This window comes from Mesorhizobium sp. WSM1343, from assembly GCF_055901535.1.
Genome location: NZ_CM148370.1, coordinates 4,115,033 through 4,128,262, shown reverse-complemented (window position 1 = coordinate 4,128,262; position 13,230 = coordinate 4,115,033). Strand labels below are relative to the sequence as shown.

At 61.7% G+C, this 13,230-nt stretch carries 12 protein-coding genes and 1 pseudogene; 12 read left to right on the top strand and 1 reads right to left on the bottom strand.

What is annotated here, in order from left to right:
* The first annotated feature begins 128 nt into the window (after positions 1-128).
* Both rpsB and tsf read left to right on the top strand, forming a co-directional pair.
* Entirely contained in the window at positions 129-917 is a 789-nt protein-coding gene (rpsB, locus tag AC0NIL_RS20145; RefSeq protein ID WP_013531765.1) for a 30S ribosomal protein S2, read from the top strand.
* A 109-nt stretch (positions 918-1,026) separates the two neighbouring features.
* Positions 1,027-1,947, top strand: a complete 921-nt coding sequence (gene tsf / locus AC0NIL_RS20140) for a translation elongation factor Ts (RefSeq protein WP_013531764.1) — start codon at positions 1,027-1,029, stop codon at positions 1,945-1,947.
* Positions 1,948-1,981: 34 nt separating this feature from the next.
* Here the strand turns inward: tsf and AC0NIL_RS20135 are convergent, their stop codons facing one another.
* Positions 1,982-2,908: a LysR family transcriptional regulator gene (locus AC0NIL_RS20135; protein ID WP_224619222.1), complete on the bottom strand. Its 927-nt coding sequence runs from the start codon at positions 2,906-2,908 to the stop codon at positions 1,982-1,984.
* A 116-nt stretch (positions 2,909-3,024) separates the two neighbouring features.
* Between AC0NIL_RS20135 and AC0NIL_RS20130 the strand changes: the two genes are divergently transcribed.
* The 10 genes and pseudogenes from AC0NIL_RS20130 to fabZ all read left to right on the top strand — a co-directional run bounded on the left by AC0NIL_RS20130 (position 3,025) and on the right by fabZ (position 13,223).
* A complete protein-coding gene (locus tag AC0NIL_RS20130; protein WP_224672827.1) occupies positions 3,025-3,552 on the top strand; it encodes a nuclear transport factor 2 family protein in 528 nt (175 codons plus the stop codon).
* Positions 3,553-3,589: 37 nt separating this feature from the next.
* Positions 3,590-4,698, top strand: a pseudogene (locus AC0NIL_RS20125) (aldo/keto reductase).
* A 147-nt stretch (positions 4,699-4,845) separates the two neighbouring features.
* Complete coding sequence (pyrH, locus tag AC0NIL_RS20120) at positions 4,846-5,568, top strand: UMP kinase (RefSeq protein ID WP_013531760.1); 723 nt, start codon at positions 4,846-4,848, stop codon at positions 5,566-5,568.
* A gap of 98 nt (positions 5,569-5,666) precedes the next feature.
* Positions 5,667-6,221 (top strand): ribosome recycling factor, encoded by a 555-nt coding sequence (gene frr / locus AC0NIL_RS20115; protein ID WP_013531759.1) that lies wholly within the window; start codon positions 5,667-5,669, stop codon positions 6,219-6,221.
* A 34-nt stretch (positions 6,222-6,255) separates the two neighbouring features.
* Positions 6,256-6,990: an isoprenyl transferase gene (locus AC0NIL_RS20110; RefSeq protein ID WP_013531758.1), complete on the top strand. Its 735-nt coding sequence runs from the start codon at positions 6,256-6,258 to the stop codon at positions 6,988-6,990.
* Complete coding sequence (locus AC0NIL_RS20105; RefSeq protein ID WP_013531757.1) at positions 6,987-7,802, top strand: phosphatidate cytidylyltransferase; 816 nt, start codon at positions 6,987-6,989, stop codon at positions 7,800-7,802. Before AC0NIL_RS20110 ends, AC0NIL_RS20105 begins: the two co-directional genes overlap by 4 nt.
* A 103-nt stretch (positions 7,803-7,905) precedes the next feature.
* Complete coding sequence (gene rseP / locus AC0NIL_RS20100; RefSeq protein ID WP_024503348.1) at positions 7,906-9,048, top strand: RIP metalloprotease RseP; 1,143 nt, start codon at positions 7,906-7,908, stop codon at positions 9,046-9,048.
* Between the two features lie 217 nt (positions 9,049-9,265).
* Entirely contained in the window at positions 9,266-11,629 is a 2,364-nt protein-coding gene (gene bamA / locus AC0NIL_RS20095) for an outer membrane protein assembly factor BamA (protein WP_224672826.1), read from the top strand.
* Positions 11,630-11,704: 75 nt separating this feature from the next.
* Positions 11,705-12,763: a UDP-3-O-(3-hydroxymyristoyl)glucosamine N-acyltransferase gene (lpxD, locus tag AC0NIL_RS20090; protein ID WP_013531754.1), complete on the top strand. Its 1,059-nt coding sequence runs from the start codon at positions 11,705-11,707 to the stop codon at positions 12,761-12,763.
* Positions 12,756-13,223, top strand: a complete 468-nt coding sequence (gene fabZ, locus AC0NIL_RS20085; RefSeq protein ID WP_027036657.1) for a 3-hydroxyacyl-ACP dehydratase FabZ — start codon at positions 12,756-12,758, stop codon at positions 13,221-13,223. Before lpxD ends, fabZ begins: the two co-directional genes overlap by 8 nt.
* Positions 13,224-13,230: the final 7 nt, after the last annotated feature.

Below are 13,230 nucleotides of genomic sequence, written 5' to 3'. Positions count from 1 at the left end.
GCGCGCTCATTCCACACACGGACTTTGGTGTCTGCCCGGGAGAAATCCGGCTGAAACCTCCGGTGGCGTTCGAGGACAAAGTCCAAAAATGCCTGTGTCCGTGGAGGCTAACCGGAAAGGAACTTTGAATGGCACTGCCTGATTTCAGCATGCGCCAGCTTTTGGAAGCTGGCATTCACTTCGGCCACCAGACCCATCGCTGGAACCCGAAAATGGCGCCCTACATCTATGGCGCCCGCAACAACATCCACATCATCGACCTCTCGCAGACGGTGCCTTTGCTGCACCAGGCGCTGAAGCAGGTTTCCGACACTGTCGCCAAGGGCGGCCGCGTGCTGTTCGTCGGCACCAAGCGCCAGGCGTCCGACATCGTCGCCGATGCGGCACAGCGTTCGGCCCAGTACTATGTCAACTCGCGTTGGCTCGGTGGCATGCTGACCAACTGGAAGACGATCTCGAATTCGATCCAGCGCCTGCGCAAGCTCGACGAGATGCTGGCCGGCGAGGCGCAAGGGTTGACCAAGAAGGAACGCCTGAACCTCGACCGCGAGCGCGAGAAGCTCGACAAGGCGCTGGGCGGCATCAAGGACATGGGCTCGACGCCCGACCTGATGTTCGTGATCGACACCAACAAGGAAGCGATCGCCATCCTCGAGGCCAAGCGCCTCGGCATTCCGGTCGTCGCCATCATCGATTCGAACTGCGATCCGGACAAGATCGACTTCCCGATCCCCGGCAATGACGACGCGGCCCGCGCCATCCAGCTCTATTGCGATCTGATCGCCAAGGCTGCGATCGACGGCATTGCCCGTCAGCAGGGCGCGCTCGGCGTCGACATCGGCGCTTCGATCGAAGCTCCCGTCGAACCGGCGCTCGACCCGGCTCCGGCCCCGGCTGCAGACGCTCCGGAAGCTTGATAATCGAAGGCCGGTTGCGGCCTTCATCTTTCTCATATTCTGGCACGCTAAACAGACGCACCATCGAATACCGATGGTGCGTCGGTGCATTTAAAACAAAGAGGCGACAATGAGCATTTCGGCTGCACAGGTCAAAGAACTCCGCGACTTGACCGGCGCGGGCATGATGGATTGCAAGGCGGCGTTGACCGAGACCAACGGCAACATGGAAGAGGCCGTCGACTGGCTGCGCAAGAAGGGTATCTCCAAGGCTGACAAGAAGGCTGGCCGCACCGCGGCTGAGGGCCTGATCGGCGTCGACAACGGCGTGCGCGAGGCTGCCGTCGTCGAGGTCAATTCCGAGACCGACTTCGTTGCCCGCAACGCCGCGTTTCAGGAAATCGTCGCCAATGTTGCCAAGGTTGCGCTGGCCTACGGCACGACGGAAGCTGTGGCCGCCGCAAAGTATCCAGGTTCCGACAAGTCGGTTGCCGACACCATCAAGGACGCTGTCGGCACCATCGGCGAAAACATGGGCTTCCGCCGCTCGGCCAAGCTCACCGTCCCGCACGGTGCTGTCGCCACCTACGTCCACAACGCAGTTGCCGATGGTCTTGGCAAGCTCGGCGTTCTGGTCGCGATCGAGACCACGGGCAATGAGCATGCCGCCAATGCCTTTGGCCGCCAGGTTGCCATGCATGTCGCCGCCACCAACCCGCTGGCGCTGACGGCCGAGCAGATCGATCCGGCTGCGGTCGAGCGCGAGAAGGCGATCTTCGCCGATCAGGCGCGCCAGTCCGGCAAGCCGGAAGCGATCATCGAAAAGATGGTCGAAGGCCGCCTACGCAAGTTCTATGAGGAAGTCGTGCTCCTGAAGCAGGCCTTCGTGCTCAATCCCGACATCACTGTCGAGCAGGCACTGAAGGATGCCGAGAAGGAAATCGGCGCTCCGGCCAAGATTTCCGCCTATCTGCGCTTTGCGCTCGGCGAAGGCATTGAAAAGGAAGAGACCGATTTCGCGGCGGAAGTCGCGGCTGCGGTGAAGAAATAATCCTTACAAATAGCCCCTGAAGGGGCTTCTCAGCTCAGGCAACTCGGCCGGGTGTCCGCAAGGATGCCCGGCCGATTTCTTGTGCGGTGTCGATAAAGGCCCTGAGCTTCGGCGCCATTGACGCCCGGCGCGGGAAATAGAGGAATAGCCCCGGTTCCTCGATCGCCGTCTGCGGCAGCACCTGGACCAGGCGGCCCGCGGCAAGATCGGCGCGCGCCAGCGGCTCGAAGACATAGGCAAGCCCGACGCCTGCAAGCGCAAGATCGATTGCTGCGAGCGAATCCGTCACGACAACGCTGCCCCGCGTCTCCATGGCGATGTCCTTGCCATCCTCGATCAGATCCCAGCGATAGAGCGCACCGGAGCGGACGAGCCGGTAGCCAATACAATTGTGGTTCGCCAAATCGGCAACGCTGCTGGGACGGCCGTGCCGTCCGACATAAGCGGGCGAGGCCACGATGACGACGGAGAACGGCGGCGTCAGCCGGACCGCGACCATGTCCTGGGCGATCATCTCGCCAAGCCGGATGCCGGCATCGAAGCCTTCGCCGACGATATCAACCAGACCCTGGTCAGCGAAGACCTCGACGGTAACCTCCGGATAGCGCTCGGCCATCGCGGCGACCACCGGCGTCACCGCCAATGGTATGGCGATGTTGGAGGCGTTGATCCTGAGCAGGCCAGACGGCCTGCCTTTGACGCTGCGGATACGGTCCATCCGCTCGGCAATATCCTGGAGGGCCGGAGCCGCCGTTTCCACCAGCGCCTTGCCGGCCTCGGTGAGCGAAACGCTGCGCGTCGTCCGTGCGAACAAAGGCTGGCCGATCCGCTCTTCGACAATGCGCACCGCATGGCTGACTGCCGAAGGGCTCATGCCGAGTTCGGCGGCGGCAAGCGCAAAGCCGCCGCGTCGGGCCACGGCGACGATCACAGGCAAGTGGGTGAGCAGGTCCCGGTCCATTCATGCATGATATCGCATGGTCCATGCGAACAATGCAATCTTATCGATGTCGGCCGAGCGGTCCACATTGCCGGCCGCACGTCGGCGATGGGCTGATGGCATCGAGGAGAAAGAACATGAATGCGTTGAAGCGCGTAACTTTCGCGGCAGGCATGGCGTTGGCGCCGATGGACGCCGGCGGGGCGGAGCCATCAGACTGGCGGGCGCTCGCAGACGAACGCGCGGTCATTCGCATTGCCGATGCAATCGACCGGGCCGTCGACGCCCAGGACTGGAAGCTTGCACGCAGCTATTTCGCGGATCGGGCCACTGCCGATTTCAGCAGCCTTTCCGGACAGCCGGCGGCCAACATCGCTTCCGACGACCTGATTGGCGCCTGGGCGGCCAACCTCAAGGGCAGCAAGACAAGCCTGCATCTGCGCACCAATCACCAGGTCGTTCTCGAAGGGGACACGGCGACTGTCCTGTCGAACGGCTATGCCTGGAACCGGATGGAAGGCAATGGCGACCCGCTTTGGGAGGTCTGGGGCACCTATGAGCATCACCTGACGCGTTATGCGGATGGCTGGAAGGTCGATGGCTTTGCGTTCCGCATGACACACGAGCGCGGCAATCCCTGGGTCAAGACCACTCCGGGCCAGTGACGCTCGGGCATCTATCACCAAGCATTGGAAGACGATTATGACCATGACCTACTACACTCTTGGCAACAGCGGCCTCAGGGTCAGCGGCTGGCGCTGGGCACGATGACTTTCGGCACGGAATGGGGCTGGGGAGCCGACAGGGAAACGGCGCGGGCGATGTTCGACGCCTATGTCGAGGCGGGCGGCAATTTCTTCGACACGGCGGATCTCTACACAGACGGCACGGCCGAAGCCTGGCTTGGCGAATTCATCGCCGAGCGCGGCTTGCGCGACATGGCGGTGATCGCCAGCAAGTTCACCATGAACATGCAGCCCGGCAATCCGAATGCCGGCGGCAATGGCCGCAAGAACATCATGCGGGCCGTCGATGCTTCGCTGAAACGGTTGGGGACCGACTATATCGATCTCTATCTCATGCATGTCTGGGACAGGCTGACCCCGGCCGAGGAGGTCATGCGCACGCTGGACGACCTGGTTCGGATGGGCAAGGTGCGCCATGTCGGTCTTTCGGATGTGCCCGCCTGGTATGCGGGCCGCGCACAGGCGATCGCCGAATTGCGCGGATATGAGCCGGTTTCGGCGCTACAGCTCGAATATTCATTGGCCGAACGCGCGATCGAGAATGAGTTCGTGCCATTCGGCACGCGCCATGGCGCCGGCATCATGGTGTGGAGCCCGCTGGCCAGCGGACTGCTGAGCGGTAAGTATCGGCCGGCTCAGGCCGGAACCGCGGGCCGGCTCGACGGATTTCGCAACTCGACGCATCCGGGGTTCCAAAAGTTCACGCAACGCAACTGGGCTATCGTGGCCGAACTCGAGAAGGTCGCATCCGAGATCGGCCGCAGCATGCCTCAGGTCGCGCTCAACTGGGTAGCGACGCAGCCGGGGATCGCGACCGTCATTCTCGGTGCGACGACGCTCAGCCAAATGCAGGACAATCTTGGCGCGCTGGATTTCGAGATTCCGAAAGCGCATCGCGACCGGCTGGAGAGGGTCAGCAGAACTCCAGCGCCGTTTCCCTATTCCTATTTCGGCGCGCAGATACAGGCGCGCGTCACCGGCGGCGCGACAACCGGCGACAAGCCCTCCAACTACGTGTCACCGGTGCTTATCGAAGGAGAGTCGGCCAGCGTGTCCACCAATTGATTGATGGGACAGGAAACCGGCGAATTTGCCGTTTGGGCGCCGCGTGACATCGCGGCGCCCTTCGTGTATCGGAACGCCATTGTTTCGAGGCGGCGCCTGCGCGAGGGTAGCCACCGGAGCGCGCCACATGCAAATGAAGAGGCCCAGATGACGGTGAAGCCCCTCTACCGACGTGTCTTGTTGAAAGCGTCGGGCGAAGCATTGATGGGCGAGCAGCATTTCGGCATCGACGTTTCAGTGGTGGATCGCATCGCCGGCGACATCGCCGAGGCGCGTGCATTGGGCATCGAGGTCGGCGTCGTCATCGGCGGCGGCAACATCTTTCGCGGCGTGGCGGTTGCCTCCAAGGGCGGCGACCGTGTCACCGGCGACCACATGGGCATGCTTGCCACGGTGATCAACTCGCTGGCGCTGCGCACGTCGTTGAACAAGATCGGCGTCGACGCCGTGGTGCTTTCGGCGATCGCCATGCCCGAACTTTGCGAGAGCTTTTCGCAGCGCCAGGCGACTGCCTACATGAACCAGGGCAAGGTGGTGATCTTCGCCGGCGGCACCGGCAATCCGTTCTTCACCACTGATTCGGCCGCCGCCCTCCGCGCGGCTGAAATTGGCGCCGACGCACTGTTCAAGGGTACTCAGGTCGACGGCGTCTACTCGGCGGACCCGAAGAAGGACCCGAATGCGACGCGTTTCGAGCGCATCAGCCATGGCGAAGTCATAAATCGCGGCCTTTCCATCATGGATACTGCAGCGATTGCACTTGCGCGCGAAAACAACATTCCGATAATCGTCTATTCGATCCACGAAAAAGGTGGTTTCGGCGATATTCTGAGGGGCGGCGGCCGCTGCACGGTCGTCGCGGACGATTGATCGGCGGCCTGGCCCGAAGGGAAACCGGTTTTCGAAGGTCCGATTCGAAGACGGCCCCGAAGCAGTGAGCCCGCATTAGACGGGTCGAGGAGATAAAGATGAGTGGTGAGTACGACGATCTCAAGCGGCGCATGGATGGGGCCATCGCCGCGTTCAAGCATGATCTGGCTTCGCTGCGGACCGGTCGCGCCTCCAGCAATCTGCTCGATGCGATCCAGGTGCAGGCCTATGGCACCACCATGCCGATCAACCAGGTCGCCAACGTCTCGGTGCCGGAGCCGCGCATGATCTCGGTATCGGTATGGGACAAGTCGATGGTCGGCGCGGTCGACCGCGCGATCCGCGAATCCAATCTGGGTTTCAACCCGATCGTGGACGGCACCAACCTCAGGATTCCGCTTCCCGAACTCAACGAACAGCGACGCAAGGAACTGGTCAAGATCTCGCACACCTACGCCGAGAACGCCCGGGTCGCCGCGCGCCATGTGCGCCGCGACGGCATGGACTTCCTGAAGAAGGCGGAGAAGGACGGCGACATCAGCGAGGACGATCAGCGCAAGCGCTCGGACCAGGTTCAGAAACTTACCGACGAGACGATCAGCACCATCGACCACCTGCTTTCCGATAAGGAAGCTGAAATCATGCAGGTTTAGGGTCTTGGCCTCCGGCTGACCCGAAAGCGAGAACATGGCAACGCCCGCGCATGTCGCGATCATCATGGACGGAAACGGACGCTGGGCCAAGGCGCGCGGCTTGCCTCGTCTTGCGGGCCATCGTGCCGGCGTCGAGGCGCTGCGCAAGACGGTGCGCGCAGCACCCGGGCTCGGCATCTCCTACCTGACCGTCTACGCTTTCTCGTCGGAGAACTGGTCGCGGCCGAAATCCGAGGTCAGCGACCTGATGGGCCTTCTGAAAATGTTCATCCGCCGTGACCTTGCCGAACTGCACCAGAGCGGTGTGCGGGTTAGAATCATCGGCGACCGGGCAGGGCTGCAGCCCGATATCAGGGGACTGCTCGACGAGGCCGAAACGCTGACGGCCGCAAACGAATCGCTGACGCTGGTGATCGCCTTCAACTATGGCGGACGCGACGAGATCGTTCGCACGGCGCAAAAGCTCGCTTTGGCCGTGGCGCGTGGCGAACTCGACGCCGAGGCGATATCTGCCGAAAGCTTTGCCGTTGCGCTTGATACGCAAGGCATTCCCGACCCGGAACTGGTCATTCGCACCAGCGGCGAGCTTCGGCTGTCGAATTTCCTCCTGTGGCAGGCCGCCTATAGCGAGCTCGTCTTCCTGCCTTGCTACTGGCCCGACTTCAGCCGCGAGCACCTTGCCGAGGCCTTGCGTGAGTTTGCTGGCCGCGAACGCCGTTTCGGCGGACTTGGAGGCCAGGACGTCGCTTCGCGACCGGCCGCGGGATGAGCAATCTCCAGCTGCGTGTCGTTTCGGCGATCGTGCTCGCCATCATCACTCTCGGTTTGACCTGGATCGGCGGTCTGCCGTTCCGGCTGCTGTGCGCCGTGATATCGGCGGCGATCTTCTATGAATGGACCCGCATGTCGCGCCCGACCGGGGTCACGGGCCTGGGCTTCCTGCCGGAAGCATTGCTGGTCGTCTTCGTTGGCGCCTTGATCGGCGGCCTGGCCGCCTCCTGGCTGCTACCGCTTGTGGCGGCCATTGTTGCCGCAACGGCGATAGCCGCCTCGCTTCGCAAGACCGGACAATGGGATGCGAGCGGCCTCGCCTATGCCGCGGTTTCAGGCCTGTCGCTCGCCTTGCTGCGCGATGGCGATCGTTCGGGCCTCATTGCCATCCTGTTCCTGTTTGCGGTCGTCTGGGCCACCGATATCCTTGCCTATTTCGTTGGCCGTGCCGTTGGGGGGCCGAAACTGGCGCCCTCTATCTCGCCCGGCAAGACGCGCAGCGGCGCGCTCGGCGGTGCGCTCGGCGGCGTCGTCGCCGGGCTGGTCCTCGCCGTAGCTGCCGGTGTCGGCAATCTGGCATTGCTCGGCCTGGTGGCGCTCGTGCTGTCGATTGTCTCGCAGGCAGGCGACCTGTTTGAATCCTGGGTCAAGCGCCGCCATGGCCGCAAGGACTCAGGCGCGCTCATCCCGGGCCATGGCGGCGTCATGGATCGTGTCGATGGGCTTGTCGCAGCCGCATTCGCCCTATACGTCATCGGCTGGATTTCGGCGAACGCCGATCATCCGGCGCAGGGTCTGTTTCCCGTTTGAGTGGTGTCATTTCAGGTCCTTTGCGCGATGCGCCTTGGATTCGCCCGGATTGGTGTCACAGTCACGGCGCAGTCTGCGCCGTGGAAGAATTTGAGGGTTTGTCTTGAACGAGATTCTTCACGCGCTTTTCAGCACACAAGGCTTTGTCCTCGGCACGCTGGTGCCATTCCTCTTCGTGCTGACCGTGGTCGTGTTCGTCCACGAAATGGGCCATTACCTTGTCGGGCGCTGGTGCGGCATCGGCGTCAGGGCCTTCTCGATCGGCTTCGGCCCGGAACTCTTCGGCTTCAACGACAGCCACGGCACGCGCTGGAAACTGTGTGCGATACCGCTTGGCGGCTATGTCAAATTCGTCGGCGACATGAACGCCACATCGAGCCAGCCGACGTCGGAAGAAATTGAAACGCTGACCGCGGAAGAGCGCAAGGTCGCCTTCCACACGCAGCCGATCTGGAAGCGCGCGGCAACGGTGGTGGCCGGACCGCTGTTCAATTTCCTGCTGACGATCGTTGTCTTTTCCGTGCTGTTCACCGCCTATGGCCGCTATGTCGCCGAGCCCATGGTGGCCGAGGTGACCGCCGACAGCCCGGCGGCGAAGGCCGGCATCCTTCCCGGCGACCGATTCGTCAGCGTCGACGGCAACAAGGTCGAAACCTTTGGCGACGTCCAACGCCTGGTCTCGGGCCGTGCGGACGACGCAATCACTTTCGTCATGCTGCGCGACGGCCGGGAGGTCACTGTGACCGCGGCACCGCGGCTGATGGAACAGGAAGACGCGCTCGGCAACAAGGTCAAGGTCGCTGTAATCGGTGTCGTCAACAACAAGGAACTCGGCCAGCCACGGCTCATCACCTACACGCCTGTTGGAGCTGTCGCGGCAGCGGTCGAGGAAACCGGTCACGTCATCCAGCGCACCGGCCAGTTCCTGCAGCGCTTTGTTGTCGGGCGCGAAGACAAATGTCAGCTGGGCGGTCCGGTGAAGATCGCCGACATGGCGGGCAGGGCTGCGAAACTGGGATTCGAATGGCTCGTGCAGCTGGTTGCACTGCTATCCGTTGGCATCGGAATTCTGAACCTTTTGCCGATTCCCCCCCTCGACGGCGGTCACCTCTTGTTCTACGGGGTGGAGGCTGTCATTCGCCGTCCGGTGTCGGAACGGATGATGGAAATGGCCTATCGGGCCGGGTTGCTTCTGGTGCTGTGCTTCATGGGGTTCGTTTTTTGGAACGATCTGTTTGGGTGCTGAAATCATGAAGAAATTTGGCTTCTGCATGGACGATGTTGAGACGCCGTTTACCATGCAAGGGGATATGAGTGACGCGAAAGCCACGCCGCAGGGTTAAGTAAATACAAATTAACCAGAAGCCTTGCGTGTAGGGAAAATCCGGTTAATACGGTAGGGGAAATTACCGCACGTCCGGTTTTCTCGCCGTGGGGACTACGAGAAAAGGTTATTAAGCCCGATGAAGGCAGCATCCAAGTTTCTAAGCGCCGCGTCCGCGGTGACCCTGTCCGCGGCCATGGTCGTGCCAGGCGCGCTCGCAGTGCAGTTCGTTGCCACATCGGCGGCTGAAGCCGCTGTCGTCAGCAGAGTCGAAGTAAGCGGCAACCAGCGTATCGACGCTGAGACCATCCGTAATTACATCACCATCAAGCCGGGCAAGGCTTTCTCCAGTTCCGATATCGACGGTGCGGTCAAGGCACTGTTTGGCACCGGGCTGTTTTCGGATGTGCAGATCAACCAGGTCGGCTCGACGCTGGTTGTCAAGGTTGCCGAGTACCAGGTTGTCAACCAGGTGCTGTTCCAGAACAACAAGAAGCTCAAGGACAATGCGCTCGCGGCGGCGGTGCAGCTGAAGCCGCGCGGAACGTTCTCGCAGGCGACGCTCGATGCCGACGTGGAATCGGTCAAGGCTGCCTACAAGCGCATTGGTCGCGACGACGTGACCGTGACCACGCAGGTCATGCAGCTTGGCGACAATCGCGTGAATGTGGTCTTCAACATTGCCGAAGGCGATCGCACGCAGATCGCGGCGATCAATTTCGTCGGCAACAGCGCCTATTCCAGCCGCCGCCTGTCGGATATCATCAACACCAAGCGTTCGTCCTGGGTTTCCTTCATCCTGCGCGACGACGTCTACGACGACGACAAGCTGCGCGCGGACCAGGAGCTGCTGCGCCGCTTCTACTACAATCACGGCTATGCCGATTTCCAGGTCGTGTCCGCTGTCGGTGAGCTCGACAGCGCGACGAACAAGTACACGGTCACCATCACCGTCCAGGAAGGCGACCGCTACACGTTCGGCGATGTCAGCGTCGAGAGCACGATCCCGGAAGTCGACGGCAAGTCGCTGGAATCGGTGATCGAGACCCATAAGGGTGACGTCTACAACGCCAAGAACGTCGAGGATTCCATCATCGCGCTGACCGAGAAGGTGGCCGGTTCCGGCTATGCCTTCGCGCAGGTCACGCCGCGCGGCGACCGCAATTTCGAGAACCACACCATTTCGGTGGTCTATACGATCGACCAGGGCACCAAGGCCTATATCGAGCGCATCGAGATCCGCGGCAACGATCGCACGCGTGACTATGTCATTCGCCGTGAGTTCGACGTCAGCGAAGGCGACGCCTTCAACCAGGTGCTCATCCAGCGCGCGAAAAAGCGCCTGGAAAACCTGAATTATTTTGAGAAAGTCGACATCTCGACCGTGCCGGGCTCTCAGCCCGACCAGGTCGTTCTGGTGGTCGATGTGGTCGAGAAATCGACCGGTGAGTTCTCGGTGGGCGCTGGTTATTCGACCGGTGGCGACACGGCCGGTCCGTCGGTCGAAGGCTCGGTGACCGAGCGCAACTTCCTCGGCCGCGGTCAGTTCATCAAGCTGTCTGCGGGCGGCGGCAAGAATTCACGCGACTACAGCCTGTCCTTCACCGAGCCTTATTTCCTCGGACGGCGCATCGCCGCCGGTTTCGACATCTTCAAGTCGACGCGGGAATACAACAACAACTATGACAGCGATACCACGGGCGCGACGATCCGTTTCGGCCTGCCGATCACCGACAGCATCTCGACCCAGTTGGCGTACAACATCTCGCAGGAAAAATATAAAGTTGACGACGGCTGCAATCCCACCGATTCAGATCCCAGCGGAACCTGCGATATCTCAACCGCAATCCTTGATGGCATCGAACAAAGCCCCTGGATCAAATCGTCGGTCAGCCTGGGACTGGTCTATAATACCATCGATGACATGAAGAACCCGCACGAGGGCATCTACGCCACCACGACGGTAGAGGTCGCGGGCCTCGGTGGTGATGCCAAGTTCGTGAAGGTCACGGGGCGCGGCAGCGTCTATCAGACGTTGTCCGAGTCGCTTGATCTTGTCGGCCTTGTTTCGGGCGGCGCCGGTCATGTCGAGGGTTATGGCAGTGACGGCCTGCGTATCTTCGATCAGTTCCAGAGCACGGACCGCATGATCCGTGGTTTCGCCTATGGCGGTATCGGGCCTGTGGATCCTCTCACGGGTGACCATCTCGGCGGCACGACCTACTTCAATGCCTCTGCTGAAGCCCAGTTCCCGCTGCCAGTCGTTCCGGAAAGCTTCGGCCTTCGCGGTGCTGTGTTTGCTGACGCGGCGACTCTCTATGGCAGCAAGGTTACGAGCGTTGCTCAAGAGTCAACGGACATGCAGCTGCGTGCCTCTGTTGGCGTTGGTCTGATGTGGGCGTCGCCGTTCGGTCCGATCCGTATCGACTATGCGATCCCGGTCAAGAAGGAAGCGCGCGACGACGTGCAGGAATTCAACTTCGGCATATCGACCCGCTTCTGATCGGCGGCCAACGATGCTCCCGGGTCTTCAGGGTCCGGGAGAAATGTTCCGACCTAGCTGGATATAGCTTCTGGAATGACCGATCCGGTGTTCTTCGCGCCATCACGCCGGTATACGGCGGGCGAAGTCGCGAATCTGACCGGCTCGGTGCTTGTCGATTCCGGCCACTCCAATATTTCGATCGAAGCACTCGCGCCGGCCAGCGAGGGCGGCGAGAATGCGCTCGTCTTTGTCGACGGCAAGCGTAATTCCGCGCTGATGCCGTCGCTGCGGGCTGCCGCGGTCCTGTGCCCGGCGGAATTTGCCGGCAAGGCGCCGGCAAGCGTTGCCGTTCTCATTCATCCGCGCCCGCAACAGGCCTTTGCGCTGATCGGGCGTCTGCTGTTTCCGAGGGCGGCGACACCAGGGCCGATGACCAGTGAAACCGGCGTCTCGCCGCACGCTCATGTCGATGCGACCGCGCATGTCGAAGCCGGTGCCGTCATCGAGGCCGGCGCGGTTATCGGGCCAGGCGCTTCGATCGGCAGCGGTACTGTCATCGCCCCAAATGCGGTCATCGGACAATCCTGCCAGATCGGCCGCGACGGCTATGTCGGTCCGGGCGCCAGCATCCAGTATGCCTTGATCGGCAATCGCGTCATCATTCATGGCGGCGCCAGGATAGGCCAGGATGGTTTTGGCTTCGTCGGCGGGGCCAAGGGTCCCGAACGCGTGCCGCAGATCGGCCGTGTCGTTATCCAGGACGACGTCGAGATCGGCTCCAACACCACCGTCGATCGCGGCGCCATGTCCGATACGATCATCGGCCAAGGCACCAAGATCGACAATCTCGTGCAGATCGCCCATAACGTCCGCATCGGCCGCAATTGCATAATAGCCGGGCTTTCGGGTATTTCGGGTTCTGTGGTCGTGGGTGACAATGTCACCATGGGCGGCGGCGTGGGGCTTGCGGATCACCTGACCATAGGGACAGGGGCCAAGCTTGCCGCCAGAAGTGGATTTATGAGCAATGTCCCTGCAGGCGAGATCTGGGGCGGCTATCCGGCACAGCCGATGGCGGAAGCCATGCGGGAGATAGCCATGCTGCGCAAGCTCGCCAGGACCCGCAAACAGGGCGAGGGAGGCAATGGCTGACATGATCGCGTCGACGACGCTGGAGGCGGTCGACATCATGGGGCTGATGAAGCTCCTGCCGCACCGCTATCCGTTCCTGATGATCGATCGTATCGTCGACATCGATGGCGACGAATCCGCTGTTGGCATCAAGAACGTGACCATAAACGAGCCGCATTTTCAGGGCCATTTCCCTGAGCAGCCGGTCATGCCGGGTGTGCTCATCGTCGAGGCGATGGCGCAGACGGCCGGCGCCATCTGTATCCGCAGCCTGGGTACCGAAAAGCCGTCGCTGGTCTATTTCCTGACCATCGACAACGCCAAATTCCGCAAACCGGTGGTTCCCGGCGACCAGTTGAAGATCTATGTCAAGAAAATCAAGAAACGCGGCAACCTGCTCAAATTCGCTTGTGAAGCCATGGTCGACGGCGCCAAGGCGGCCGAGGCCGAGATTTCAGCCATGATGGTCACCAGCGACTGACGATCGA

Bases quoted from the DNA above. Each gene is read 5' to 3' on its own strand.
- rpsB (WP_013531765.1), top strand. From the start codon at position 129: ATGGCACTGCCTGATTTCAGCATGCGCCAGCTTTTGGAAGCTGGCATT.
- tsf (WP_013531764.1), top strand. From the start codon at position 1,027: ATGAGCATTTCGGCTGCACAGGTCAAAGAACTCCGCGACTTGACCGGC.
- AC0NIL_RS20135 (WP_224619222.1), bottom strand. From the start codon at position 2,908: ATGGACCGGGACCTGCTCACCCACTTGCCTGTGATCGTCGCCGTGGCC.
- AC0NIL_RS20130 (WP_224672827.1), top strand. From the start codon at position 3,025: ATGAATGCGTTGAAGCGCGTAACTTTCGCGGCAGGCATGGCGTTGGCG.
- pyrH (WP_013531760.1), top strand. From the start codon at position 4,846: ATGACGGTGAAGCCCCTCTACCGACGTGTCTTGTTGAAAGCGTCGGGC.
- frr (WP_013531759.1), top strand. From the start codon at position 5,667: ATGAGTGGTGAGTACGACGATCTCAAGCGGCGCATGGATGGGGCCATC.
- AC0NIL_RS20110 (WP_013531758.1), top strand. From the start codon at position 6,256: ATGGCAACGCCCGCGCATGTCGCGATCATCATGGACGGAAACGGACGC.
- AC0NIL_RS20105 (WP_013531757.1), top strand. From the start codon at position 6,987: ATGAGCAATCTCCAGCTGCGTGTCGTTTCGGCGATCGTGCTCGCCATC.
- bamA (WP_224672826.1), top strand. From the start codon at position 9,266: ATGAAGGCAGCATCCAAGTTTCTAAGCGCCGCGTCCGCGGTGACCCTG.
- lpxD (WP_013531754.1), top strand. From the start codon at position 11,705: ATGACCGATCCGGTGTTCTTCGCGCCATCACGCCGGTATACGGCGGGC.
- fabZ (WP_027036657.1), top strand. From the start codon at position 12,756: ATGGCTGACATGATCGCGTCGACGACGCTGGAGGCGGTCGACATCATG.